The following is a 25,328-nucleotide window of genomic DNA, read 5'->3' as shown; positions in this document are numbered from 1 at the left end:
TCCTCTTCGCGCAAGCGCTCATCGGTGCGGTCTCCTCTTCGCGCAAGCGCTCATCGGTGCGGTCTCCTCTTCGCGCAAGCGCTCATCAGCGGGCCGTACCTCCCAGGACCGCCGAGACATAGTGCCCGCGGTCGAGCACCTCGGCGGCCGAGCGTTCGGTGTAGGCGAAGATCGGTGCGGCGGCGACGGTCAGCGCCAATCCCACGGCGATCAGCGCAGCCGTCGGCACCAGCATCCCCGCGGGCATCCGTCCCACGCTGTCACGGTCGGCGAACTCGATGTCCTCGATGTCGTCGAGCAGCACCGCAGGCGCCGCCCCGGCCAGGTGCCCCTCGGGAGCATCGGCCCGGGCCCGCCAGAACGCCTTCGTCCACACCCGCGCCACCACATACAGGGTCAGCAGGCTGGTGACGACGCCGCCGGCGACCAGTGTCCACGCCAGCGCCGACCCGTTCTCGGCGCCCGCCTCCATCAGCGCCACCTTCCCGATGAAGCCCGAGAACGGCGGGATACCACCCAGATTGAGTGCGGGGACGACGAACACGAACGCCAGCACCGGGCTGGCCGCGGCCAGACCACCGAGCCGGTTCAAGGTCGATGCCCCGGCCTGACGCTCGATCAGCCCGACCACCAGGAACAGTGTGGTCTGCACGACGATGTGGTGGGCGACGTAGTAGATGGCACCGGACATGCCCAACTGGTTGCCCAGCGCGACACCGAACACCATGTAGCCGATGTGGCTGACCAAGGTAAATGACAGCAACCGCTTGATGTCGCTCTGCGCGATGGCGCCCAGGATGCCGATGACCATCGTGAGCAGCCCGGCCACCAGCAGCACCGCGTCGAGGCTGCCACCGGGGAACAACAACGCATGGGCCCGGATGATCGCGTACACACCGACTTTCGTCAGCAATCCGGCGAACACCGCGGTCACCGGTGCCGGCGCTGTCGGGTACGAGTCGGGCAGCCACGTCGACAGCGGGAACACCGCCGCCTTGATGCCGAACGCCACCAGCAGCACCGAGAACAGTGCGTTGCGGGTACCGGCGGGCACATCGTCGAGGCGCACGGCCAGCTCGGCCAGGTTCAGCGTGCCGGTGGCGGCGTACACCAGGGCGATGCCGATCAGGAAGATCAGCGACGACACCATCGACACCATCACATACGAGATGCCGGCCCGGACCCGTTCCTCACTGGCGCCGATGGTCAGCAGCACGAAGCTCGCGGACAGCAGCACCTCGAAACCCACGAACAGGTTGAACAGATCGCCGGCCAGGAACGCCGTGCAGACGCCGGCCGAGAGCACCAGGTAGGTGGGCATGAAGATCGACACCGGCTGGCGTTCGTCGCCGTCGCGGATACCCTGCCCGATGGCGTAGGCGACCACCGCCAGCAGCACGATCGACGACACCACCAGCATCAGGGCCGAGAGCCGGTCGACCACGAGGGTGATGCCCAGCGGCCCCATGCCCGGCACGGTCTGCCCCCAACCGCCGACGTGCAGCACCAGGGTGCCGTCGCGGTCGGCCAGGTAGACCAGCGCCGCGCACACCGCGACCACGGCCGTCAGTGCGACCTGCGTGATGATCCGCTGTAACTGCGGACGACGACCGGCGACGAGCGTGAGCGCCGCGGCCAGTGCCGGGATCAGCACCGGCAGCGGGATCAACGCCTGGGCCGTCATTTCGAACCCTCGAATCCGGGCAGTGCGTCGAGCTCGTCGGGCGCATCGGTGTCGCGGCTGACGTCGGGCTGGGGGATCTCCTCGGAGATGACTGTTTCATCCAGACCGTCGGTGATTGCCTGCTGCGAGACGCGGGTGTCCTCGGGGTCGTTGCTGACCTCTTCGACCGTGGTCAGCCGGTAGGACCGGTAGGCCAGCGCCAGGACGAACGCCGCGATGCCCATGCTGATGACGATCGCCGTCAAGATCATGCCCTGTGCCAGCGGATCGGCCGTGGTGGTGTTGCCGTCGCTGGTGCGTCCGCGGATCGGTGGATTGCCGCCCGCCCCGCCGACGGTCAGGATCAGCAGGTTGACCGCATTGCCGACCAGCAACAGGCCCAACAGCATCCGGGTCAGATTGCGCTCGAGCAGCAGGTACACCCCGGCACTGGTCAGGCCGCCGATGAGGATCAACGGAATCAGGACGGTCGTCATCGCGCCACCGCCTTCGAGTTTGCGTGAGCGCCGGCGGTTTCCACGTCCACCCGCGCACCGAGGCTGCGCAGCACGTCGAGCACGAGGCCGACCACGATGAGATACACACCGAGGTCGAAGAACAGCGCGGTCACGAGCTTGACGTGGCCGAACACCGGAATGTCGAACTGCAGCACCGCCGAGGACAGCGCGGGCGCGCCCAGCAGGATCGAGGCGACGGCCGTGCCGGCGGACAACCCCAGCCCGGTGCCCAGGATCTTGCCCGCATCCAGTGGCAGCGTCTCGCCGAGCTCGTAACGTCCGCCGGCCAGATACCGCAGCACGAGTGCCAGGCCTGCGGTGAGCCCGCCGGCGAAGCCGCCGCCGGGGGTGTTGTGCCCGGCGAAGAAGAAGTAGGCCGACAGCACCATGATGAGCGGGAAGATCACCCGGGTGGCCACTTCCAGCACCAGCGATCGGTACCTCGGATCGCGCATTTCCGAGCCGCGCAGCCAGGTGACGTCACCTATGGCCGGGCTGTAGGCGCCGATCGGGCCGATATCGGGCTGGCCCGCGGCCGTGCTGACCCGCGGAGCCGCGCCGAACCGGCGGTGCCGGAACACCAACGAGGCAACGCCCGTCGCCGCCACCAGCAGCACCATGATCTCGCCCATGGTGTCCCAGGCGCGGATGTCGACCAGCAGCACGTTGACGGTGTTGGCGCCCTGCCCGCGGTAGTAGGCGGCATCCGGTAACAACTCGGCGATACCCGCGCCGGTGCGGGCGGCCATCGCGTAGACCGCCAGGGACGTGACGGCGGCGCCGACCGCCAGGGCCAGCAGGATCCGCGGAATGCGGTGGCGGTTGATGTTGCCGGCGTCGGCCTCGGCCGGCAGCGTCCGCAACACCAGCACGAAGATCACCAAAACCAGTGTCTCGACCAGGAATTGGGTCAATGCCAGATCAGGTGCGCCGTGGAAGGCGAAGATCGCGCCGCACCCGTAGCCGGTCACACCGACCAACAGCACCGCGGCCAGGCGGTTGCGCATCAGCGTCGCGCCGATCGCGGCGGCCAGCATCAGCACCCCGACCACCACGACCAGCGGCGAGTCCCACAACGCGAACCCCGGCTGGTCGCGAGGGCCGAGGACCAGCGTCGCGACGGGCAACGCGACGAGCGTGCACAGGATCACCGACTGGGTGGCCGGCAGCGAACCTCGCTGGGTCGACCCGGTCAACCGCAGTGAAAGCACGTCCAGGCCACGGATGGTGGCGTCGTACATGCGGTCGGCGTTGCCCAGCGGCAGGTAGGCAAGTCGCGCCCGGGGCAACCGGTTCCGCGTGAAGAACACGGCGGTACCGACGGCCAGCACGAGGCCAGAGAGCAGGAGCGGAAGGCCCAGCCCGTGCCACAGTGCCAGGTGGTAGCCCGACCCGCCCGGCATGGTGTTGGCGTATTCGTCGAGCACCGCGTCCATTCCGGCGGGCCACAACCCGAAGGCCAGGCCGGCGATGGCGAGGAGCGCGGGTGCGGTCAGGAAAGTGGCTGAGGGACGGTGCATTTCGGCAACCCGGGTGCTGGGTTGCGACGCGCCCTTGGCGGCGAATGCGCCCCACATGAACCGCAGGCTGTAGATGGTGGTGAACACCGAGCCGATCACGATGCAGGCCAACACATATGGCGCGGCGGCGCCGAGAGCGGGGCTGTGTGCCACCGTCTCCAGGTCGGCTTCCTTGGCGACGAACCCGAAGAACGGGGGCAGGGCCGCCATGCTCGCGGTGGCCCCGATGGCGATGACGAACAAGGGTCTGTGGTGGCGTCCCAGCCCGGCCAGCCGGCGGATGTCACGGGTGCCGGTGGCGTGGTCGATCACGCCGACCACCATGAACAGCGCCGCCTTGAACATCGCGTGCGCGCACAACATGGCCAACCCGGCCAGCATCATGTCGCTGCCGCCCGCGCCGACCATCACGGTGATCAGCCCCAACTGGCTCACCGTGCCGAACGCCAGGATCAGTTTCAGGTCGTATTCACGTACCGCACGCCAGCCGGCCATCAGCATGGTCACCAGCCCCAGGCCCACCACCATGGGACGCCAGAACGACGTGTCGGCAAACCCGGGCGTCATCCGGGCCACCAGGTAGACGCCGGCCTTCACCATGGCCGCGGCGTGCAGATAGGCGCTCACCGGGGTGGGGGCGGCCATGGCGCCGGGGAGCCAGAAGTGCAGCGGCACGATGGCCGATTTCGACAGGGCGCCGACGAGGATCAGCGCCACCCCGATCGCGGCGGCCGTCCCGGTGGGAGGCGCGGCGATCAACTCCGACAGCAGGTAGGTGCCGGCCATGTTGCCGAGCACGACGATGCCGACCAGCATGGCCAGGCCGCCGAACGTGGTCACCAACAGGGCCTGGGTGGCGGCCCGGCGACTGGTGGCCCGCTCGGCGTAGTGACCCACCAGCAGGAACGACAGCACCGTGGTGGTTTCCCAGAAGATGTAGAGAATGAGCATGTTGTCGCTGATCACCAGGCCGAACATGGACCCGGAGAAGGCGACCAGCTCGGCCGCGAAGCTGGGCAGCCGTTTCTCGATGCGGCCGTCGTGGTGGTGGAAGTACTCGCCGCAGTAGAACAGCACCAGCGCCCCGATAGCGAGGACCAGCACGCTCATGATCGCCGCGAGGGAGTCGAAGCGCAGCGTGATGTCCATCGACAGCCCGTCCACCCACGGGATGTTCAGGGTGGGGACGCGCTCATCGTTGGGCCAGTTCAGAGCGACCCAGACCAGCGAGCCCAACGGTACGAGCGCCAGCGGATAGAACGCCCTCCGCCCCCATTTGGCCACCAGAAGCGGCGCCAGCGCGGTGGCGACCGCGTGGGCGAGCAGAACGGCGAGCATGGCACTCCGATCGGGTTGGGGTCGGGGTGTCGGCTACCGATGAGCGCTTGCGCGACGAGCATCGGCATCAGTGGCTATGGCTTTTCAGCCATTCTACGTGGGCCGTTGTGGCTAACATCAGCCTGCAGAGTCACCGGAGCGCTACGGAGGTGAATTCTCTTGGCAACCAAAGGGGTTCTGGTGGTCGGCGCCGGGCCGACCGGTTTGATGCTGGCCTGTGAGCTTGCGCTCGGCGGGGCGCCGGTGACGGTGGTGGAGGAACGGGCGTCGATGCCCAACATCACCCGGGCCTTCGCGGTGCATGCGCGAACGCTGGAACTGCTCGACGGCCGAGGGCTGGTCGATGAGCTGCTGAGCCGGGGAGTCGAGGTGCACGAAGTGGCACCGCCCGGCGGCGCCACGCTGGATCTGCGGGAGCTGCCGACCCGGTTCGGCATGGTGCTGATCGTTCCGCAGAGCGGCACCGAACACGTGCTGGAAGAGCGGGCGGCGCAGTTGGGTGTCACGGTGCGCCGCGGTGCTCAAGTGTTGGGGCTGCGCCAGGACGGCGACGGGGTGAGCGTGGAGTTGGCCGGTGGCGAGGGCCTGAGCGCCGACTACGTGGTCGGCTGCGATGGGGCCCACAGCACGGTCCGGCGCCTGGTCGGGATCGACTTCGTCGGCAATCAGTACGAGACGCACATCCTGCTCGCCGACGTGCGGCTGGCGTCACCTCCCGAGGAGACGCTGTTCGCCCGGACCGGTACGGAAGGGGTGGTGCTGTTCGTCCCGTTCGGCGACGGCTGGTTCCGCGCCATCGCATGGGACCGGCTGCGGGAACAGGCGCCGCTGGATGAACCGGTGACGTTGGACGAGATGCGGGACGGGTTTCGCCGCATCGCCGGAGACGACTTCGGCATGAGCGACATGCGGTGGAGTTCGAGGTTCCTCAGCGAGCGGCGCCAGGCCCGGCGCTACCGGTCGGGCCGGGTGTTTCTGGCCGGCGACGCCGCGCACGTGCATTCCCCACTCGGTGGGCAGGGCATGAACACCGGACTGGGGGATGCGTTCAACCTGGGCTGGAAGTTGGCGCTCGCGGTACGCGGACAGGCACCGGAGTGGCTGTTGGACAGCTATCAACGCGAGCGCCATCCAGTCGGCGCGGCGGTGCTGCGGTTGACCGACACGTTCAACCAGATCGTGCTGAGTTCGGCCGCGACTCGTCGGCTGCGGGTGCTCGTGTTGGGGACGGTGTTGCAGATTCCCCGCGCCCGGCGGTTTGTGGCCGAGCGGCTCAGCGGCATCGGCATCGCCTATCCCCGGTCGAAGGACGAAGACTGGCTCGTGGGGCGCCGCATGGCCGACGTGAACTGCGGCGGGACCCGGCTCTATGAACTTTTGCGCGCCGGGAAGTTCGTGCTCGTCACCGCTGCTCCGGTGGATATCGGTGACGCGGATGCGGTGCAGGCGATCGACAATCGGCCCGAGTTGCCCGACGCGGTGCTGATCCGACCCGACGGCTATGTCGCCTGGGCCAGTGAGCGGCTGCCGCATGCCGCGGAGGTGCGGGCGGCGATCGCGCACTGGACGTCGGCCGCCGGCTGACGCGTCATGCGATGGGTGTGGGGTGCGCCTGGGTGTGTGCCCATATCGGAATGGCATGTGACGCAACGCCGATGCCCCAGCCCATGATCGGCCAGACCGGCCAGAAGTACCAGCCGCCACCGCCGAGTCCCACGGCGAGCCAGATGCCGAGCATCAGCAGGGCGCCGGCGAGATAGGCGGCCAGGTGGATCCTGACGCTCATCCGGGCGGCCCGCTGCTGGGCGGCGTGGCGTCGGGGATCGTGACGCCGCAGCCGGTTGACGGGGAGGTCGGCGACGAGGCGGCGCAGTTCGTCGGCGGTCTGCGCCTGGAACGTCGACTGCAGTCGGTCCTCGTATTCGGGCATCGTCAGATAGCCCTGGGTGAGCGCCTGGCCGAGGTCATTCGCGGTCCGTGCACGTTCCCGGTCGCCGGCGCGGGCGGTTTCAACGGTGTGTAAGGCGGTATCGGCCATCTCGACTCCCGTGAATCTAGTCAGTGACAAGTTGAACTATGCCACCGGGACTAGTCAGCGTCAAGATGTAATCGTCGCCGCTTCCCGCTCGGCCAGCTCGCGCAGGGTGAGCAACTGTTTACGCATCATCACCACGTCGCCCAGCGCCAGTGCCCAGCCGATGATCCGTGGGCCGCCGAAGCGCACCCGCACGTGCAAGCGGGCGCCGTTCGTGCAGCCCCGCACGGCATAGGTGACGGCGACATTCGCCGACTGCAGCGTCACGTGCTCTTCGTCGACGAATGAGTGCAAGGTGAACAGCTGCATGAAGCGTTGGCCGACCTTGAGGTGGGCGAGTTCCGGGTCCCGGGTGCGCGGACTGCGCCGGCCGAAATTGTCGAGAAGGTCGTAGCTGTAGGGCGCGACGCGCAGCTGGCACAGCCAGCCGAACACGGTCGCCGGCGGTGCGTTGACAGTGATCGCGCGGTCCGCGGAGATTGCAGCGCCGGGGGATAGCGCGTCGCACGGAAGCGTCGCGGCGCTTTCGGCTTCGGTCGCGCCCCAGTTCAGGATCACGCTGCCACGCCTGGCCGTGGACGCAACTGTCCCGCAATGCGTTTGAGCGCATGGCGCACCGCCACCACGTGGGCTCCGGAACTGATCACCAGGGCGCGGTAGATCTTTCCGTGGATGCCCGGGAAGGCTGCCCAGGTTTGCGAGCGCACCCGGGTGCGATGGGGTCCGAGGTCATCCAGCTCGAAGACCCACTGGTAGACCGAGAAGGGATGACGACCCTTGAGGACCAGCCGTTGGCGCGGCGTGCATTCGCCTATGGCGAACCCGAACGGGGCACGAGGCTCGGCAGGGTCGCTGCACAGTGTGCGCAGGACGGCGGCCCATGTCGTGGCAGCGTCGGCGTCGAGGGTTATGGCATGCTCATCGATATAGGGTAAGTGTTCCATATAGAAGGACTGTACTAGATCATGGCGCCTCCGCGGAAGCATGAAACCGACGCGATTCTGGATGCGACGCGGGCGTTGGTGCTCGCCGAAGGGCCCAGGGCCGCAAGCGTTGCGGCAATTGCCAAGGTCAGCGGTGCGCCGGCGGGCACGCTGTATCACCGGTTCGGCAATCGCAACGGAGTGCTGACCGCGGCCTGGTTGCGGGCGCTGGAACGGTTCCAATCCCGAGCCATGGCGGCCACCGGTGGGGACGTGGTGGCGGTGGCGGTGGCGATGGGCGTCGCTGCGGTGGACTTCGCCCGTGAGGTCCCCGACGACGCCCGGTTGTTGCTGACCATCCGGCCCACCGACCTGCTCGACGGTGCTCCCGATGCGGAGTTCACCGCGACGCTGACCGCGATGAACGCGCCACTCATCGAGCGGTTGCGCGAGTTGGCGCGCGGTATCTACGGCGACGACGACGCCCGCACGATGGATGCCATGTCGCGAGCCGTCGTCGACCTGCCCTATGCCATGGTGCGGCGCCACGCCAACGATGCCGAACTGCCGTCCTGGATGGAGGAAGACCTGGCCGACGCCATCCGGAAGTTGTTGACCGCGCCGTGAATCCGGTTTGGGTATGGTCGGGCGTATGGATTCTGAGTCCGGTGCCTCACGGGTTGTCGTAGCCAGTCGAGAGATCGCCGCACCGGCAGAGGTCATCTTCGAGCTGATCGCCGACCCGGCCCAACAACCCCGCTGGGATGGCAACGAGAACCTGGCGCAGGCTCCGTCCGGGCAGCGGGTGCGTGCGGTCGGGGATGTGTTCGTCATGACCATCAAGCAGGGCAGTGACCGCGAGAACCGCATCGTGGAGTTCGAGGAAGGCCGGCGTATCGCCTGGCTGCCATCGGAGGTCGGCAAAGAACCGCCCGGCCACCTCTGGCGCTGGGAGCTGGAATCGTTGGGCGACAACCGAACTCTGGTCACCCACACCTACGACTGGTCACAGCTGACCGATGAGAAGCGGCTGGTCCGCGCACGTGCGACCACCGCGGACAAGCTGCAGGCATCGATCGACCGAATGGCGGCGCTCGCCGAAACATAGGGGCTGCCAGGGCGGTCTCACTGTCACGGCAGTCTCAATGGCCACGGCTCGGCGAGTGGGTGCCGTTGTGCCCGCCTGTCAGCGACACTGTCGCTCGTAGGTGGGCAGCTCGAGTGGTGCCCTCGGAGCCGTGGTTGATGGGGCGGGTGTGACTCGCGGCCGCCGGGCGGGGCCGCGAACGTCGGCGACCGGGCATGAAACCCGGCGGTCAGCCGAAGAATCTCAGCGCCCGGCCCAAAAATCTCAGCGCCCGGCCGCGAACTCCCGCAAGGACGCCACCTGTGCCGCATCCAGCGACGGCCGCACGGTCTCACGAGCTTTGGCGACATCAGCGGCAGTGACATCGGCCGCATCGATGGACCGGCGCATCGCCGTCAGGGCCGCCTCCCGCAGCAGCGCCACACAGTCGGCCGCGCTGTAGCCGTCCAACTCGGAAGCCAGGGCATCGAGATCGACGTCAGGGGCCAGTGGGATGGATTTGCCGCTGGTACGCAGGATTTCGCGTCGCGCGTCGGTATCGGGCGGTTCGACGAACACGAGCCGCTCCAGCCGGCCCGGCCGCAGCAGCGCGGGGTCGATCAGGTCGGGACGGTTGGTCGCACCAAGCACGACCACGTCGCGCATCGGTTCGATGCCATCGAGTTCGGTCAGCAGGGCGGCCACCACGCGGTCGGTCACCCCAGAATCGAAGCTCTGCCCGCGTCGCGGAGCCAGCGCGTCGATCTCATCGAGAAACACCAGTGACGGTGCCGAATCCCTGGCCCGGGCGAACAGTTCACGCACGGCCTTCTCTGACGAGCCGACCCATTTGTCCATCAGCTCAGCACCTTTGACCGCGTGCACGGAGAGCTTTCCCGAGCTGGCCAGGGCCCGCACCACGAAGGTCTTCCCGCAACCGGGCGGGCCGTACAGCAGCACGCCGCGTGGGGGCTCCACGCCCAGGCGCTGGAACGTGTCCGGATGCTGCAGCGGCCACAACACCGCCTCGGTGAGTGCCTGTTTGGTCTCGACCATGTCGCCGACGTCATCGAGCGTGACCGAGCCGACCGACACTTCCTCGGACGCGGACCGCGACAACGGCCGGATCACGGTCAGCGCCCCCGTCAGGTCCTCCTGCCACAGCACCGGCTCGTTGCCGTCGGCGCTGGCTCGCGAAGCCGCCCGCAAAGCGCCCTCACGGACCAGGGCGGCCAGGTCGGCGACCACGAAACCGGGTGTACGGTCGGCAATTTCGCCGAGGTTCAGCTCGGCAGACGGAACACCGCGCAGCAGCACCTCCAACAGGGCCTTGCGGGTGGCGGCATCGGGCAGCGTCAGGGCGAGCTCACGGTCACACAGATCCGGTGCCCGCAGCCGGTGATCCACCCCGACGGGCATCGCCGACGTCGCGACGAACGCCACGCCGCGGGTGGCGACGGCCTCACGCAGTTCTCCGATGATCAGGGCGGCGACCGGCTCGGGAGCCCGGTCGTTGGCGGCGGCCGGCAGCAGCGCGTCGACGTCGGAGATCAGCAGGACCCCGCCGCCGTCGCGCACGGTAGCGACCGCGTCGGATACCCGGCTGAACCGGTCGTCGGCGGCCAGCGCCCCCACTTCCGGGCCGTCGAGCTCCACCAACCGCCGCTCGGCACACACGGTCCGCACCATGGTGGCCTTGCCGACACCGGCGGGACCCGTTACCAGGACGCCGAGATTAGGTGTGGCACCCAGGGTTTCGAGAAGCTGGGGTTCATCAAGGGACAGCTTGAGCCATTCGGTGAGCTTGCCGGCCTGAGTATGTGAGCCCTTGAGATCGTCGAAGCTGACCGCCGGTTCGGCACGGGCGGGGCTGATTGTGTGCGCGCCGGTGGAATCCGACGGCCCCGGGCCGACACCCTCGAGGCCCGACCCCCACGACACCACCGAATTCGGTTGAATGCTCACGGGTCCGGTCGGATCGACCCCGGTCACCGTCAGCAGCTCCGAGGTCCAGGTGATGCCCACCGACGAGCCCAGCGCAGCGGTCGCCGTCGACGTCGAGGTGCCCGGCCCCAGATCACGGGGCAGCAGCGACACCGTGTCGCCGACCGTCATCACCTTGCCCAGCAGTGCCTGGCGCAGCGTCGCCGACGAGATCGAATCGGTCGCCAGCTTGGACCCGGTCACCGTGACCGCCCGGGCGCCGTACACCGTCACCGGCGCCACGATCACGGTGGCGTTCTCCCGCACCCCAGCGTTGGACAGCGTCACGTCGTCGAGCAGGGCGGTACCGGTCGGGGTGCCGCCGGGGGCAAGGCCGACGACGGCTGCAGTGGTACGGGATCCGGTCAGCGACACTGCGTCCCACTCGCGGATCCCGAGGGCGGCGATCGCCTCGGGATGCAGCCGAACCACCCCACGACGCGAGTCGAGTGCCGAGGTGTTCAGTCGTGCCGTCAGGCGAAGATGCCCGAGCGCTGGTTCTTCGTCGACCTCGAGCTGCGACATGTCAGCGGCCCGGCTTCCGCAGCCCCAGTCGCGCCATCGACCGCCGGTGCGGCTGGGCCCGGCGAATCGCGCGCCGGGTGGCGCGGCGCTGCTGCGGCTTGTCGTCCCAAGATTCGGGGTGGCTGGCCACCCACTTCTTGGTGCGTATCGCAAAGGGGATGTGGATCACGTAGGCCACGATGATCACCATGATCACGATGTAGCCGTAGAACACCGATGCCGCCACACCGATCGCGACCAGGGCCAGCAAGGGCGCCACCATGTTCGGCGGCACCGCGAACGTGTGGATCTTGCGCATGGGAATCCGGCTGACGACCAGGAGCGAGACACCGATCATCCAGATCGACACCGCCCACTCGCTGGTCCACCAACCTTCGCCGAACTGCATCTTTGCGGCCAGTAGACCGATCACGCCGATGGCACCTGCCGGGGCGGGCATCCCGACAAAGTACTCCTTCTCGTACGCGGGCTGATCCACGTCGAGCAGTGCGTTGAACCGCGCGAGCCGCAACACGATGCACACCGCGTACAGCAGCACCACGATCCAGCCGATCCGCGAATGCGACAGCATGGTGCCGTAAATGATGAATGCCGGTGCCACACCGAAATTCACCGCATCGGCCAGGGAGTCGATCTCCTCGCCCATCTTGGAGGTGGCGTTGAGCATCCGCGCCACCCGGCCGTCCAGCGCGTCGAGGATCGCCGCGACCGCCAGGAACGCCATCGACTCGGTGGGCCGGTTGTCGAGGGCCATCTTGACCGCCGACAGGCCCAGACAGATTGCGGCCACCGTCATCGCACTCGGCAGCATCCGCACGGAGAACGGGGGTGGCTTCATGCGGCCCTTGATCAACGACGGGGGCCTCATGCGCGGCTTGATCATGGCAACTCCGCCAGGACGGTTTCTCCGGCCAGCGTCCGCTGACCCCGGGTGACGAGCAATTTGGAACCAGCAGGAAGGTAGGTGTCCAGCCGGGAGCCGTACCGGATCAGGCCGTACGTCTCACCGATGGCGAGTTTGTCGCCGACGCGGGCGTTGCACACGATGCGCCGGGCGATGAGACCGGCGATCTGCACGGCGATCACCTCGGTGCCCTCGGGGGTGCGGATGACGACGCTGTTGCGTTCGTTGTGCTCGCTGGCGGCTTCGAGTTCGGCCGAGTGGAAACGCCCGGGGCGGTGCTGCACGGCGACGACGTCACCGCCGATCGGGGCGCGCTGCACGTGCGCGTCGAGCACCGACAGGAAGATGCTGACCCGAGGCAGCGGGGTGTCGGGCAACCCCAGTTCCGGCGGCGGCGCAGCTTCTTCGATCAGGCACACCAGCCCGTCGGCGGGGGCTACCACCACGCCGGGCCGCGTGGGCGCCACCCGGGCCGGGTGGCGGAAGAAAGCCGCGTTCGCGCCGGCGGCCAGCAGGCCCGCCCGGCGTACCCAGCGGTGCTTGCGGCCCAGGGCCGCGACGGCGAGGCTGGCGCCGACGAACGGTAATCCCGCCGAATGCATCGGCGGAACACTGGATCGCACCAGCGCCACGAGGCGTTCTGGTCCGGACTGCTGGAGGTCGGGGCGTCTGGCCATCGGGAGGATTCTACGTGCGGGTGGTGTCGGAATTGCTAGGTCAGGTCCCACACGGGAACCGTCGACCCGGCCGGAAGTTCGGTGACGTCCTCGGCGATCTCCAACAGACAGTTCGCCGAAGCGAGCCAGCGCAGATGATGTGAGGCCGGGGGACCGTAGCTGCTGACCGAGTCCCCGGTCAGCACACCCCGCCGGAACTGCCGTTTTCCGCGCGGTGAGGTCAGATCCTCGGTCAGCTGAGCGGTGCGCCGCGGCCGATCCGGTTCGGCGTGGCCCATCGCGGAACGCAGCGGCGAGCGGACGAACACCTCGAAGGACACCAGCGCGCTGACCGGGTTGCCGGGCAGCGTGATGATCGGAACACCATCCACCGTGCCCGCACCCTGCGGCATGCCGGGCTGCATCGCGACCTTGACGAACTCCACCTGATCCGACAATGAGTCCTTGACCACCTCGTACGCGCCTGCGCTGACCCCGCCGGTCGTGATGATCAGATCCGCGTCTCTGGCATGGGTGGCCAACGCGGCACGGAAGGCGTCGACGTCGTCGGCAGACATCGGTGCGATGGTCGCCTGTGCGCCGGCATCGCGGACTGCGGCGGCCAGCATCACCGCATTCGACTCGTAGATCTGCCCGGGCTGCAGTTCGGTGCCCGGGGCCACCAGTTCGGTGCCGGTGGACATCACCATGACGCGCTGCGGCGGCACCACGGGCAGCGTGGCCAGCCCGAGTGCTGCGGCCAGCCCGAGCGCGGCCGGGGTGATCACCTGACCGGCGCGCAGTACGGCAGTGCCCGCGGTGACGTCCTCGCCGGCGCGGCGGACGTGTTGACCCTCCCGGGCCGCCGCGCGGATCGTCACGGTGTCCGTTGCGCCGTCGGTGGCCTCGACCGGAACCACCGCGGTTGCACCCGACGGCAGCGGCGCCCCGGTCATGATGCGGTGCGCTGTCCCGGGCTGCAGCGTCAGCAGGTCGGTGCGGCCGGCCGGGATATCCTCGGCGACCGGCAGAAGCACCGGGCTGTCCTCGGTGGCGGCGGCGACCTCGTCGGCGACGACGGCGTAGCCGTCCATCGCCGAGTTGTCGAAGCCGGGCAGTGACAGCGGGGCGACCACCTCGGCGGCCAACACCAGGCCGAGGGTGTCGTTCAGTGGAAGATCTTGTGGGGCACGGGATTTGATCAGCCCGGCAACGACCTTCTGGTGTTCTTCGACGGTCCGCATCGTCACACCGGGAAGCTGACGCCGGTGAGCTCTTCCGAAACAGTCCAGAGCCGGCGTTGCAGGTCCTCGTCATGGGACTGCTTGCTGGAGGTCACGAGCTTCGGGTAGCCGACCATCTCACGGAAACCGGATGGGCCGTAGTACTGGCCGCCGCGCACATCGGGATCGGTGGCGGCCCGCAATGTGGCCAGCGCGCCCTTGGCCGGGCTGTTGGTGAACAGGCTCGCGAGCTGGCTGTAGCCGGGTAGGCCGGTCCCCGGGATGTGGCGCATGAGTTCGGTGTTGGACAGGCCGGGGTGGCCGGCCACCGCGATGGTCGGCTCGTTCTTGGCGGCCAGACGCCGCTGCAACTCGTAGGTGAACAGCAGGTTCGACAGCTTCGACTGCCCGTAGGCGGCAACCCGGTTGTAGCTGCGTTCCCACTGCAGGTCGTCGAAGTGGATGGCGGCCTGGATGCGGTGCGCGACGCTGGCGACCGCGACGACGCGGGACCCGTCGACCGGCAGCAGGTGGTCCAGCAGCAGCCCGGTCAGCGCGAACGCGCCCAGGTGGTTGGTGCCGAACTGCAATTCGAAACCGTCGACGGTGGTCTGCTTGGGCGGGTACATCACCCCGGCGTTGTTGATCAGCAGGTCGATACGCGGGTAGGCAGCTTTGAGTTCGTCGGCCGCGGTGCGAACCGACTCCAGCGAGCCCACATCGAGGTGCTGGAGCTTGAGATCCGCTTTCGGCACGGCGGCGGTGATCCGGTCGACGGCCTCGCGGCCCTTGTCCAGGTTGCGCACCGCGACGACGACGTGTGCGCCCCTGGCGGCTAGTACACGGGCGGTCTCATAGCCCAGCCCGGTGTTGGAGCCGGTGACGATCGCGATCCGGCCGGACTGATCGGGGACGTCGGCCTCGGTCCACTTGGAATTGGCGCTCATGGGTTGAACATACGGAACGCGGGTGCTGGACGGCACCCCGGAGCCATAGCAGTCTGGGACCCATGCGCAACCTGATGGCGATCCTGCTGACCATGCTGTTGTGCTTGACCGGCTGTTCGTCGAACGACGGTGCCGCGGATCCGTTGTCCGCTTGGAACGACACATCGGCGAAGAGCTCGATCACCGAGTTCGTCAAGCGGGCGACCACCCCGGACACCCCCGAATACGTCGCGTCGGAGGATCGCGTCGCGGTATTCGACAACGACGGCACGTTGTGGGCCGAAGCGCCGCTGCCGTTCCAGGCGGCGTTCGTCTTCGACGAGCTCAAGCGTCGGGCACCGCAAGAGCCGGCGCTGGCCGCCGATCCCATGGTGCAGGCGGCACTCAAAGGGGACGTGGCCGCCCTGCTCGCCGGTGACCGGCACGAAGGGCTGCTGCGCGTTCTGGCGCTCACCCACAGCGGGATGACCACCGACGAGTTCAACCAACGGGTGACCGACTGGATGGCGACCGCCAAGCATCCTCGGTTCAACAAGCCCTACGACCAGCTGACCTACCAACCGCAACAGCAGTTGTTGTCCTACCTGCGCGCCAACGGATTCCGTACCTTCATCGTTTCCGGTGGCGGTGCGGATTTCATGCGGGTGTTCTCGCAGCGGGTGTACGGCATCCCGCCCGAGCAGGTGGTCGGTTCCACCGGCACCACCAAATACGAGTTGCGGGACGGTAAGCCGGTGCTTGTCAAGACCCTCGACTACGTCTTCGTCGACGACAAGGCGGGCAAGCCGTCGGGTATCCACGAGTTCATCGGGCGCAGGCCGATTCTGGCCGTCGGCAACAGTGATGGCGACCAGGCCATGCTGGAGTACACCACGATCGACAATCCGCGACCCAGCCTCGGTGTCCTGATTCACCACACCGACGCCGAGCGCGCGTACGCCTACGACGCCAACCCGCCGTCTTCCGGGAAATTGGTCACCGCACTGCAGCAGGCCGGGCCGAACGGTTGGACCGTCGTCGACATGAAGAACGACTGGAAGACGGTGTTCGCCGAATGAAGCTGATCGACCCCGCGAATCCGCCCAGCCGTAAAGCGCCGCTGGTATGGGCGTTGAGTGCGGCCATCCCGTGGGTGGTTCTGACGCTGGCACAGCTGATCTGGTTCGCGATCGACCAGCGGATGGCGTGGCTGCACGCGGCCGCCGCCATCGCCACGATGCTGGGCGCACTGCTCTTCATCGTGGTGGTCCCGATGTGGCGCTACCGGGTGCACCGGTGGGACATCAACGTCGCATCGGGGACGCCCGCGGTGTACACCCGCACCGGGTGGTTGGTGCAGGAGCGGCGGATCGCGCCGATCTCGCGGGTGCAGACCGTGGACACCTACCGGGGGCCGCTGGATCGGCTGTTCGGTCTGGCCAACGTGACGGTGACGACGGCATCCTCGGCCGGGGCCGTGCGGATCGTGGCACTCGATGACGACGTGGCCGAGCGGGTGGTGGCGCAGTTGACCGACATCGCGGCGATCGGCGAACAGGACGCCACGTGACCGCGCCGGCTGAGCCGGCCAACCAGCCGCAGTGGCAACGGTTGAGCCCGCGCATGCTGCTGGTCCATCCGGTACATGAAGTGCTGCAACAGATTCCGCTGCTCATCGGCGCGGTGGTGCTGGGCTCGGCGACCGGGAACCAGGGCTGGACGATCGCCGCGATCGTGCTCACCATCGCCGTCGGCCTGGCGCGGTGGTTCACCACCAGCTACCGCATCGAACCCGACGAGGTGCAACTGCGCACCGGGCTGCTGCAACGCAAGACGTTGTCGGTGCCGCGCAACCGGATTCGTTCGGTATCGACCGATGCCCGGTTGCTGCACCGGCTGCTCGGGTTGACCGTGCTGCGGATCAGCACCGGCCAGCAAGCCAAGGGCGACACCGAATTTGCCTTGGATGCGGTCGAGGCGCAGCAGGTGCCCCGGCTGCGCGCGATCCTGCTGGCCGATGCCGTACCGGTCGCCGAGGCACCGGCAGGACGCGAGCTGGCCCGCTGGCAGCCCTCCTGGCTGCGCTACAGCCCACTGAGTTTCACCGGCCTGGCCATGATCGCGGCCGCGGCCGGAGTGATCTACCAAGCCGGTGTCGGTGCCGCACTGCGGAACTCAGAGCTTGCCCAGTCCGGGATCGCGGAGGCAGAACGCCTCGGTGTCCTGGCCACCCTGGTGGTGGGCGTGCTGCTGATCCTCGCGCTTTCGGTGGTGTTGTCGGTGCTGAGGTCGTTGCTGACCTACGGAAACCTGGTGCTGACTCGCAGGGACATTCCCGGAAAGGAGGGAGTGCTGCACCTGGAGCACGGTCTGCTGCGTCTGCGTGAGCACACGTACGACATGCGGCGGCTGCGCGGCGGCACTCTGCGTGAGCCGCTGCTGGTACGGGCCTTCGGCGGCGCCCGCCTGGACGCCGTGATGACCGGCGTCGGCGGACAGGGGGAGGCCTCCCTGCTGCTGCCGCCGTGCCCGGCCGGCACTGCCAGGGGAGTGCTGGCCGAGTTGATCGGCAATCCCGGTGCCGTCGACGCGCAACTGGTGACCCATGGACCGGCGGCGGTGCGGCGACGCTGGACCCGCGCCCTGGTGCTGCCCGCGGTGGCCGGCGTGGCGCTGCTGGTGGTCGCGGTACCGGTCTGGGTGTGGGTGCTGTGGGCCGGTGTTGTGGTAGCTGCCGGCCTTCTGGCTGCCGATCGCGCCCGATCGCTCGGGCATCTGGTGCGCGACGGCTGGCTGGTCGCCCGCTCCGGCAGCGTGGAGCGGCGCCGCGATCACCTGGACGCCGCCGGGATCATCGGATGGACGGTGCGGCAGACGTTCTTTCAGCGCCGCGCCGGCGTGGCCACGCTGATCGCGGCGACCGCCGCCGGGGAGAAGGCGTACGCCGTGCTCGACATCCCGGCCACACACGCGTGGTCCGTGGCGGCGGCGGCCTCGCCGTGGGTGGCCGACAACGGGTGGGCAGACCGGTGATTGGCGACGAAGCTTCGCCACCGACAACTGTCTTCCGTCGTGTCTGTTCTGCCGCGGGTGGAGGCCGGCACGTTTGACGACCTCCACCCGCTGAAAGAACAAACGGACACACGCACACGAGATTCGGGACAGTGCCCGACTCGCGAAAGGGATGTACCGGAGGCAGCGCAGGCTGCCGTCACTACATCGCTAGCGCGACGGGACCCAGGCGAGGTCCTTGACGTCGGACGTGACCCGATCGTCGTCCCGGTGAACCTTCCCGTCCTTCATGACCAAGCGCGTCGCTTTCAGATCGGCGATGTTCTGAAGCGGATCCCCATCGACAGCGATCAGGTCTGCATGTGCCCCGGCGCGCAGACAGCCGATCTTGCCTTCCTGACGTAGCAGTTCGGCTGCCACGGTGGTGGCCGACTGAATCGCTTGCAGTGGCGTCATGCCGTATTCGACCATCAAGTCGAACTCGTCGAGTTGCTCACCATGCGGGAAGGATCCGATGTCGGTGCCGAACGCCACCTTCACCCCGAGTTCCAGGCCCCGTTTGAAGGCGCCTTCGTGCCTCTTGACGAAACGCTTCTCGAAATCGGTGTTCTGCCGCTTGTAATACGTTTGCATCGTCGGTACCCAATAGGTGCCACTCTGGAGCATCGCTTGCAGGTCTGCCTCAAGCAAGAGTGGACCGTGCTCGAGCGTGCGGACGCCACCCTGAATGGCCGCCTGCGCGCCGTGTCCTCCGTATGCGTGTGCCGCCACATCCCGGCGGAATCGCTTAGCCTCCTTGACGATTGCCCGTACGTCCTCGACGTCGAACTGATGCAGCGGCTCCATCGTCTCCGGCTCTACGTCCTTACGAGTGCTCGTGCAGTAGATCTTGATCCAGTCGGCGCCGATCTTGATCTGCCGGCGAACCTCGCCGATGTACGCGTCGCGTGAGTCCGCCATCGCCGCGACATCTGGCAGCTTGAGTTCCGGATTGACCTTGTCGTCGATCCTCATGTCTCCGCCGGTGATGGAGATTGCGTCGGAGGCAACCCACATCCGAGGGCCGGGAACGGTGCCGGCAGCGATCGCATCACGCAGAGCCGTATCCCCGTGCCAGACCTGTTCGTTGTCGGTGTCACGCTGGCTGGTGATGCCGATCTCCAGCGCCCGTGCCGCGGCCGCCACTCCTTCGATCATCCGGTAGACCTGGGTTTTGAAAAGGATTGCCGGAGGCCAGACTTGGTCTTCCGGCCGTAGCAGCATGTGGGTGTGGCAGTCGATGAGGCCGGGAAGAAGCGTGCGGTCGCCGAGGTCGACGACCACGGCGCCGGGCGGGGGAGTGTCGACTACAGATTCGATCTTGCCGCCGCTGACGACGACGACGGCATCCTCCAAATATTCGTCGCGTTCGGGATCGAGAACCCGCTGCGCCCTTATCGCATATTGGGTGTTGGTTTCTACGGTTTTCATTCCTTACCTTCCTTTGGTGGGCGTGGATGTGCGTCGGCGTGCGTGAGGTGACACGACACGCGGTGGATGTGATCGTCGACGCGTTCGAGAGACGGAGCCCGGGCACGGCAGTCGTCGACTGCGACGGGGCAACGCGGCTCGAACGCGCAGCCGGATGGGGGGCGGATCGGACTCGGGGGGTCACCGACGAGCGTTGGGGTCGGCAGGCCGCGGCCGGCAGCGTCCAAGGTGGGGACCGAACCGAGCAACGCCTGTGTGTACGGGTGCTGCGGCGTCGTCAAGACTGTGTCGACAGGACCCGCTTCGACGATCTTGCCGAGGTACATCACCGCGATCCGGTCGCTGATCTGACGGACGACATCGAGATCGTGGGCAACGAAGATGCAGGTCAAATGGAGCTTGTCACGCACGTCGGCAAGTAGGTTCAGTATCTGGGCCTGGACGAGGACGTCCAATGCGGACACCGGTTCGTCGCAGACGAGCACAGACGGGTTGACGGCAAGCGCGCGCGCAATTCCGACTCGCTGAAGCTGACCGCCCGAAAACTCATGTGGATAACGGTTTGAGACCTTGGCTGAAAGCCCTACCAGGTCAAGCATTTCCGAGACTCGGCGGCGGATCGATCTCTTGTCTCCGAGTTTGTGTACGACCAGCGGTTCGCCGATGATCGCGCCGACGGTCATCCGGGGATTGAGTGAGGTGTAAGGGTCCTGCAGGACGATCTGGACAGTTTTCGTCAGCTGCCGTCGTGTTCGTCGATCGGCCTGTCCGACTTCTGTACTGCCGATATGGATCTCACCCGATGTGGGCCGGTCGAGACCGACGATCAGTCGGCTCAGCGTCGATTTGCCGCAGCCGGATTCGCCGACCAGACCGAGCGTCTCACCCCGCATAACTTCGAGGTCGACACCGTCGACCGCGCGGAGCAGTTGGTGGCGACCCAATCCGCGTGCGACTTTGTAGTGCCGTTCGACAGCCCGCAACACCAGCATCGGCTCTGCGGCCGGTTTGAGCAGGGTTTCACTTGACATGGCAGGCGCACGCTCCTTGCGTGTCTCGTGGAGTCAATCGGGGATCGGTCGTGGAGCAGATCTCGATGGCATCGCTGCAGCGGAACCTGAACGGGCACCCACTGAGCTCGGCTGTGAGTTCGGGCGGCCCGCCCGGCAGCACATCGAGATGCCCTGCGCGTCGGTTCCTGCTGGGAATCGCACGTAGCAAGGCGCAGGTGTACGGGTGATGCGGGTGTGCGAGCAGGGACGTGGTCGGTCCCGTCTCGACGATGCGACCCGCGTACATGACGGCCACCCGGTCAGCGATGGCCGCCGCCGCTTTGAGGTCGTGAGTGATGAGGATCAGGCCCATACAGAGCTGCTGTTGGAGTGACTTCAACAGGTGCAGAATCTGCAGTTGGACCGTCGCGTCGAGGGCGGTGGTGGGCTCGTCGGCGATCAGGATCCGGGGAGATTGCGCCAGGGCGATCGCGATGGCGACCCGCTGGCGCATACCGCCGGAGAACTGATGCGGATAGCTTCGATACCGCGCCTCTGCGTCGGGGATGCGGACGCGTCGCATGAGTTCCAGCGCACGTTCTTTGGCCTGTGCACGCGAGAGTCCTTCCCGAATGCGAAGTGCCTCGCCGATCTGTGCACCGACGCGGTGCACAGGGTTCAACGCCGACAGTGAATCCTGGAAGACCAGACCGATCCGAGCGCCCCGCACGGACTGCATTTGACGTGGCGTCAGGCTGCGGAGGTCGAGGCCGTCTGATTCGATGCGGCCTTCGACGGTGCAGGTGTTGGGCAGCAGCCCCATGATCGCTTGGGCAGTGAGGCTCTTTCCTGAACCGGACTCACCCAACAGAGCAAGCCCCTCGCCGGCGTTGACCTCGAGATCGACTCCGCGCAGTAGGGGAGTGCCGTCGCGAAGCGACACCCGTAGATCTTCGAGACGCAGCGCTGGTTGTTGCGGTTCGGTGCGTTGTTCGGGGGAAACGACGGGCGTACTCGTCGATTTGGGGTTCATTTCGCGTCCTTGGGATCGAGGGCGTCGCGCATCGAGTCGCCGATCAAGATGAAGGCGAACACGGCGGCGGTGAGGAATCCCGCTGGTGCGAGTAGAGGTAGCGGCGCGTCGAGGAAGCGGCTCTGGGCGTCGTAGATGAGCTGGCCCCACGAGATGGTGGGGGGTTGCAGGCCCACTCCGAGCATCGAGACGATCGACTCGTAGGTGATGAAGAGTCCGAGGTTCGTGGTCACGACAACGAACCACGGCGCCAGGCTGTTTCGCAGGACATGTTGCAGCAGGATCCTGGGGTGGGTGCCGCCCGTGGCGCGTGCGGCGAGCACGAAGTCTCGATGACGGACCTCGAGCACGGCCCCGCGCATGATCCGCGCGACCGGGGGCCAACCACTCAGGGTCAGGGCGATCACCACCGCGGCGAGGCCGCCACTTCCGACCAGAGTCAGGAGCACGCTCGCGCTGAGGAGCAGCGGGATCGAGAGAGCAATCTCGGTCGTCTTGGTCAGGACCGTGTCGATCCAGCCGCCGGCGTAGCCGGCGATGGCTCCGATCGCTCCGCCGAGCAGCCCGGTGAAGAGAGCGACGAGTAGTCCGACGGTGAGGCTGGCTCTGGTGCCGTAGATCGATTGCGTCAGAACGTCGCAACCTTGCAGATCGGTACCGAGGAGATGTTGTGAGCTTGGGGAAAGCAGAGATTGACTCAGAGCGCAGTCGCTGCTGCTGTATGGAGCAAACAATCCTGGTATGAGGGCCAGCGCAATCATCAGTAGGAGCAGGATTGCTCCTACCTGTGCCTGTCGGGACCGGCGCAGCTGGGTCCAGGACCGTTGCCGGTGTCCGCCGGCCGGCTTTTCGACGGAGCGAGCAGGGAGGTCGACGTTATGCATGACGAATCCTCGGGTCTAGGAGGAGGTAAATGGCGTCGATTGCCAGGTTGATCAGTGCGTAGACCAAGATGATCGCGGTCACGATGCCCACCACCGCTGGTTTGTCGCCGAGGTAGATCGCGCGTGCGAGAGCCTGTCCCAAGCCCGGGATGTTGAAGATGAGTTCGACGATGACCGCCCCGCCGAACAGCGCCCCGAACTCTATGCCGGCAAACGTGACCACCGGGATGAGGCTGTTTCGCAGTGCGTGATGCCGGACGACACGCCAGCGCCCGAGCCCCTTTGCCGTCGCGAGTCGGACATAGTCCTCGTCCAGTTGCTCGATGAGTTGTGATCGCGTGAGTCGTGTGATGTAGGCCGTAGAAGCCACTGCGAGAACGAATCCGGGCATGAGCAGGCTCTTCCAACCAGCCTCTAGACCAGATACCGGAAGCCACTGGAGCTTTACGCCGACGACAAGTTGGAGAACGAATGCGATCACGAAAAACGGGATCGACAATCCGGCGAGTGTGGCCGCGCGAACGATGTGGTCGATGGTGCGGTGGCGGTTGAGGCTTGCGAGCATGCCGGCGCCGACTCCCAGGACGCAGGCAATCAGCACCGCGACGGCTGCGAGTTGTGCACTGACACTTAGTCGTTCGGCCAACATAGGCGCGATCGGCTGACCGGTGACGGTCTCGCCGAAGTCTCCGTGCAGAAGTCCCTGCACGTAGTACAGGTACTGGCGCCACAGCGGCTCGTCGAGGTGGTAGCGAGCTTCTATGGCTGCCACAAACGCCGGATCTGCGCCTCGTTCACCGGCGAGCGCCGCTGCCGGATTGGTCGGCAGCGCGAAGGCCAGGGCGAAGATCACCAGGGTGCCGCCGAACACCACACCGAGCATTTGAAGGGCGCGACCGAGGATGTATTTGGCCATGGTTCAGCGGAGCGTGACGTCTTCGACATGGATCCTGCGGAAGGCATCCATATGCACATCGCCGACGTGTGGGGAGGTTCCGACCGGGACCCTTTGAGTCCACAACGGGACGTAGGGCATGTCATCGAGCACGATCTGCTCTGCTTGGAGGTAGAGGTTGCGGGCTTGATCTGTAGATGCGGAGCCCCTGGCCTCCGCCAATTTCATTTCGAATGACGGGTTTTGGTATCTGGAGAAGTTCTCGGGTGACGTGGCGCCGAAGATCGGATCGAGGTAGTTCCCGATGCTGGGGTAGTAGAACGTCCAGGCAGTTCTGAACGCCGAGTCGACCGATCCGTTGCCCAGCTTCTCGAGCACCACCGCCAGGGTTGGATACGGCTTCGGTGTGACCTGGATACCGAGTGTGTCCGACAGTTGCCGGGATACGGCCTCCACCCAGGGCTTGTTGTCGGGGCTGTCGGTGCTGTACGCGATGGAGAATCCGTTACGGATACGGTCGTCTGCCGCTTGATCGAAGAGCTGCCTCGCCGCGTCGGGATCATGCGTGCACTTCCGGCCGCATGCGTCTGTAGCTGCGCCGGGCACGAGGCTGGGTACGTAGCCGGTGGCAGGTTCACGGGTGCCTGCGAAAACGACGTTGCTGACCGCCTGCCGATCAATTGCCATCGAGATGGCGTGGCGGACATCGGCAGACCCGAATTGCGGTGAAGCCAGCGGGAATCCGAGGTATTCCAGCCGTCCGCTGTCGAACTCCGCATAGTTCTGACCGAGGATGCGCCGGGCTTCCTCGACCTTTGATGCGGGTATGCCCGGAACAATGTCGATGCCGCCGGAGACCAAGTCGTTGTAGGCAGTGTCAAAGCTCTGGTAGATCCGGTACGTCAGCGACTTGGCCTTGGCCGGAGCGCCGGCGTACTCGTCGAACCGGGTCAATTGGATCTCTTGGTCGTGGATCCATTCCCCGTTCATCCTGAACGGCCCGTTGCCGATCGGCGCTCGCTCAAATCCTTTCGGATCCTTGAACGCCGCTGTCGGCAGGGGCGAAAAGGCGGGGTAGCCGAGCATGATCTCGAACTGTGAATCGGGCGTCTTCAGGTCGATCCGGAACGAATGATCGTCGATGACATGGAGGCCGCTCATCGCGGGCGCTTGACCTGAGGAGACCTCGTCGTAACCCTGAATGTTGTCGAACACGTATGAGTTGAGTTGCGCCGCATCGCGGCTGGCATTGAAGTTCCATGCGTCGACGAACGAAGAAGCCGTCACCGGTTCGCCATTGTGGAACGTCCAGCCCGGCGCGATGCTCACATCCCAGTGTTGGCTGTCAGCGCTGTTGATCTCCGAAGCGACCCCGAGTCTCGTTTCGTTGGTTCCCGGGTCGAAGGTCACCAGCGGCGTGAACAGCGACGTCACGACTTGTGATCCGTAGACCTCCGAGTAGTTCGCCGGCATCAGCGAAGAGGGTTCGAGAATCGCTACCGACATTTTGTCGCTCGATGTCGCCCCGGTACCCCCACCTCCACATGCAGCCGTACTGATACCGATCGCCGCGATCGCTAACCCTATGAGTCGTCGCATGGCCCTCTTTCCCGATACTGTGTTCTGAATACAGTGTGCTACGTTCTGGCGCGTGTCAAGGCTTTCTGTGGGATTCGGTGAACTCGATCGCCTGTCGGCGAGCGGATTCCGATGCGCGAGGGCCGTGACACGGAGCTTCAGTCAGACCGGCAGAAAGGGCACC

23 protein-coding genes are annotated in these 25,328 nt (G+C 66.6%); 6 read left to right on the top strand and 17 right to left on the bottom strand.

Going from position 1 to position 25,328, the window contains the following annotated elements:
* Positions 1-85: 85 nt before the first annotated feature.
* The 3 genes from AB0I14_RS00730 to AB0I14_RS00720 are packed head-to-tail and all read right to left on the bottom strand — an operon-like array spanning position 86 to position 5,039.
* Positions 86-1,684 carry a Na+/H+ antiporter subunit D gene (locus AB0I14_RS00730; RefSeq protein WP_358014434.1) on the bottom strand — a complete coding sequence of 533 codons (1,599 nt, stop codon included), beginning with the start codon at positions 1,682-1,684 and terminating at the stop codon, positions 86-88.
* A complete protein-coding gene (locus AB0I14_RS00725) occupies positions 1,681-2,160 on the bottom strand; it encodes a Na(+)/H(+) antiporter subunit C (protein ID WP_358014431.1) in 480 nt (159 codons plus the stop codon). Before AB0I14_RS00725 ends, AB0I14_RS00730 begins: the two co-directional genes overlap by 4 nt.
* Entirely contained in the window at positions 2,157-5,039 is a 2,883-nt protein-coding gene (locus tag AB0I14_RS00720; protein ID WP_358014429.1) for a Na+/H+ antiporter subunit A, read from the bottom strand. The genes AB0I14_RS00725 and AB0I14_RS00720 overlap by 4 nt, the downstream gene beginning before the upstream one ends.
* Positions 5,040-5,198: 159 nt before the next feature.
* On the opposite strand from AB0I14_RS00720, the gene AB0I14_RS00715 reads away from it, so the two are divergent.
* Positions 5,199-6,623 carry an FAD-dependent monooxygenase gene (locus AB0I14_RS00715; protein ID WP_358014426.1) on the top strand — a complete coding sequence of 475 codons (1,425 nt, stop codon included), beginning with the start codon at positions 5,199-5,201 and terminating at the stop codon, positions 6,621-6,623.
* A gap of 4 nt (positions 6,624-6,627) precedes the next feature.
* Here the strand turns inward: AB0I14_RS00715 and AB0I14_RS00710 are convergent, their stop codons facing one another.
* Genes AB0I14_RS00710 through AB0I14_RS00700 form a run of 3 tightly spaced genes read right to left on the bottom strand, consistent with a single transcriptional unit; the run spans position 6,628 to position 8,018 of the window.
* The gene (locus tag AB0I14_RS00710) at positions 6,628-7,077 is read right to left on the bottom strand and encodes a DUF1707 domain-containing protein (RefSeq protein WP_358014423.1); all 450 of its coding nucleotides are present in this window, start codon (positions 7,075-7,077) and stop codon (positions 6,628-6,630) included.
* 60 nt (positions 7,078-7,137) lie between these two features.
* Positions 7,138-7,632, bottom strand: a complete 495-nt coding sequence (locus AB0I14_RS00705) for a hypothetical protein (protein ID WP_358014420.1) — start codon at positions 7,630-7,632, stop codon at positions 7,138-7,140.
* On the bottom strand, positions 7,629-8,018 hold the full coding sequence (locus tag AB0I14_RS00700) for a hypothetical protein (RefSeq protein WP_358014417.1): 390 nt from the start codon (positions 8,016-8,018) through the stop codon (positions 7,629-7,631). The genes AB0I14_RS00705 and AB0I14_RS00700 overlap by 4 nt, the downstream gene beginning before the upstream one ends.
* 21 nt (positions 8,019-8,039) lie before the next feature.
* Between AB0I14_RS00700 and AB0I14_RS00695 the strand changes: the two genes are divergently transcribed.
* Together AB0I14_RS00695 and AB0I14_RS00690 are read left to right on the top strand one after the other, a co-directional pair.
* Positions 8,040-8,624 carry a TetR/AcrR family transcriptional regulator gene (locus AB0I14_RS00695; RefSeq protein WP_358014414.1) on the top strand — a complete coding sequence of 195 codons (585 nt, stop codon included), beginning with the start codon at positions 8,040-8,042 and terminating at the stop codon, positions 8,622-8,624.
* A 25-nt stretch (positions 8,625-8,649) separates the two neighbouring features.
* The gene (locus AB0I14_RS00690; RefSeq protein ID WP_358014411.1) at positions 8,650-9,105 is read left to right on the top strand and encodes an SRPBCC family protein; all 456 of its coding nucleotides are present in this window, start codon (positions 8,650-8,652) and stop codon (positions 9,103-9,105) included.
* A 243-nt stretch (positions 9,106-9,348) separates the two neighbouring features.
* Here AB0I14_RS00690 and AB0I14_RS00685 read toward each other — a convergent pair whose 3' ends face one another.
* From AB0I14_RS00685 to AB0I14_RS00665, 5 genes are read right to left on the bottom strand one after another with little or no spacing between them, the layout of a single operon-like run.
* The gene (locus AB0I14_RS00685; RefSeq protein WP_358014408.1) at positions 9,349-11,571 is read right to left on the bottom strand and encodes an AAA family ATPase; all 2,223 of its coding nucleotides are present in this window, start codon (positions 11,569-11,571) and stop codon (positions 9,349-9,351) included.
* A 1-nt stretch (position 11,572) separates the two neighbouring features.
* Complete coding sequence (pssA, locus tag AB0I14_RS00680) at positions 11,573-12,454, bottom strand: CDP-diacylglycerol--serine O-phosphatidyltransferase (RefSeq protein ID WP_358014405.1); 882 nt, start codon at positions 12,452-12,454, stop codon at positions 11,573-11,575.
* Positions 12,451-13,152: a phosphatidylserine decarboxylase gene (locus tag AB0I14_RS00675; RefSeq protein ID WP_358014403.1), complete on the bottom strand. Its 702-nt coding sequence runs from the start codon at positions 13,150-13,152 to the stop codon at positions 12,451-12,453. The genes pssA and AB0I14_RS00675 overlap by 4 nt, the downstream gene beginning before the upstream one ends.
* Before the next feature lie 35 nt (positions 13,153-13,187).
* On the bottom strand, positions 13,188-14,375 hold the full coding sequence (gene glp, locus AB0I14_RS00670; RefSeq protein ID WP_358016654.1) for a gephyrin-like molybdotransferase Glp: 1,188 nt from the start codon (positions 14,373-14,375) through the stop codon (positions 13,188-13,190).
* Between the two features lie 2 nt (positions 14,376-14,377).
* A complete protein-coding gene (locus tag AB0I14_RS00665; RefSeq protein WP_358014400.1) occupies positions 14,378-15,301 on the bottom strand; it encodes an SDR family NAD(P)-dependent oxidoreductase in 924 nt (307 codons plus the stop codon).
* Positions 15,302-15,363: 62 nt separating this feature from the next.
* Here AB0I14_RS00665 and AB0I14_RS00660 point away from each other — a divergent pair, with 62 nt between their 5' ends.
* Genes AB0I14_RS00660 through AB0I14_RS00650 form a run of 3 tightly spaced genes read left to right on the top strand, consistent with a single transcriptional unit; the run spans position 15,364 to position 18,313 of the window.
* On the top strand, positions 15,364-16,359 hold the full coding sequence (locus AB0I14_RS00660) for an HAD family hydrolase (protein ID WP_358014398.1): 996 nt from the start codon (positions 15,364-15,366) through the stop codon (positions 16,357-16,359).
* Complete coding sequence (locus AB0I14_RS00655) at positions 16,356-16,850, top strand: PH domain-containing protein (RefSeq protein ID WP_358014395.1); 495 nt, start codon at positions 16,356-16,358, stop codon at positions 16,848-16,850. Before AB0I14_RS00660 ends, AB0I14_RS00655 begins: the two co-directional genes overlap by 4 nt.
* On the top strand, positions 16,847-18,313 hold the full coding sequence (locus tag AB0I14_RS00650; RefSeq protein WP_358014393.1) for a PH domain-containing protein: 1,467 nt from the start codon (positions 16,847-16,849) through the stop codon (positions 18,311-18,313). Before AB0I14_RS00655 ends, AB0I14_RS00650 begins: the two co-directional genes overlap by 4 nt.
* A gap of 189 nt (positions 18,314-18,502) precedes the next feature.
* Here AB0I14_RS00650 and AB0I14_RS00645 read toward each other — a convergent pair whose 3' ends face one another.
* The 6 genes from AB0I14_RS00645 to AB0I14_RS00620 form a co-directional block, all read right to left on the bottom strand.
* A complete protein-coding gene (locus AB0I14_RS00645; RefSeq protein WP_358014390.1) occupies positions 18,503-19,687 on the bottom strand; it encodes an amidohydrolase family protein in 1,185 nt (394 codons plus the stop codon).
* Positions 19,688-19,758: 71 nt separating this feature from the next.
* Complete coding sequence (locus AB0I14_RS00640) at positions 19,759-20,793, bottom strand: oligopeptide/dipeptide ABC transporter ATP-binding protein (protein WP_358014387.1); 1,035 nt, start codon at positions 20,791-20,793, stop codon at positions 19,759-19,761.
* Positions 20,783-21,787: an ABC transporter ATP-binding protein gene (locus AB0I14_RS00635; RefSeq protein ID WP_358014384.1), complete on the bottom strand. Its 1,005-nt coding sequence runs from the start codon at positions 21,785-21,787 to the stop codon at positions 20,783-20,785. Before AB0I14_RS00635 ends, AB0I14_RS00640 begins: the two co-directional genes overlap by 11 nt.
* A complete protein-coding gene (locus AB0I14_RS00630; protein WP_358014380.1) occupies positions 21,784-22,671 on the bottom strand; it encodes an ABC transporter permease in 888 nt (295 codons plus the stop codon). The genes AB0I14_RS00635 and AB0I14_RS00630 overlap by 4 nt, the downstream gene beginning before the upstream one ends.
* Positions 22,664-23,587: an ABC transporter permease gene (locus tag AB0I14_RS00625; protein ID WP_358014377.1), complete on the bottom strand. Its 924-nt coding sequence runs from the start codon at positions 23,585-23,587 to the stop codon at positions 22,664-22,666. Before AB0I14_RS00625 ends, AB0I14_RS00630 begins: the two co-directional genes overlap by 8 nt.
* 3 nt (positions 23,588-23,590) lie before the next feature.
* Positions 23,591-25,000 (bottom strand): ABC transporter substrate-binding protein, encoded by a 1,410-nt coding sequence (locus AB0I14_RS00620; protein ID WP_358014374.1) that lies wholly within the window; start codon positions 24,998-25,000, stop codon positions 23,591-23,593.
* Positions 25,001-25,328: the final 328 nt, after the last annotated feature.

It is taken from the genome of Mycobacterium sp. NPDC050441, from assembly GCF_040655355.1.
Taxonomy (GTDB): domain Bacteria; phylum Actinomycetota; class Actinomycetes; order Mycobacteriales; family Mycobacteriaceae; genus Mycobacterium.
The sequence above is the reverse complement of the archived record's forward strand: the minus strand, read 5'-3'. Positions and strand labels throughout refer to the sequence as shown.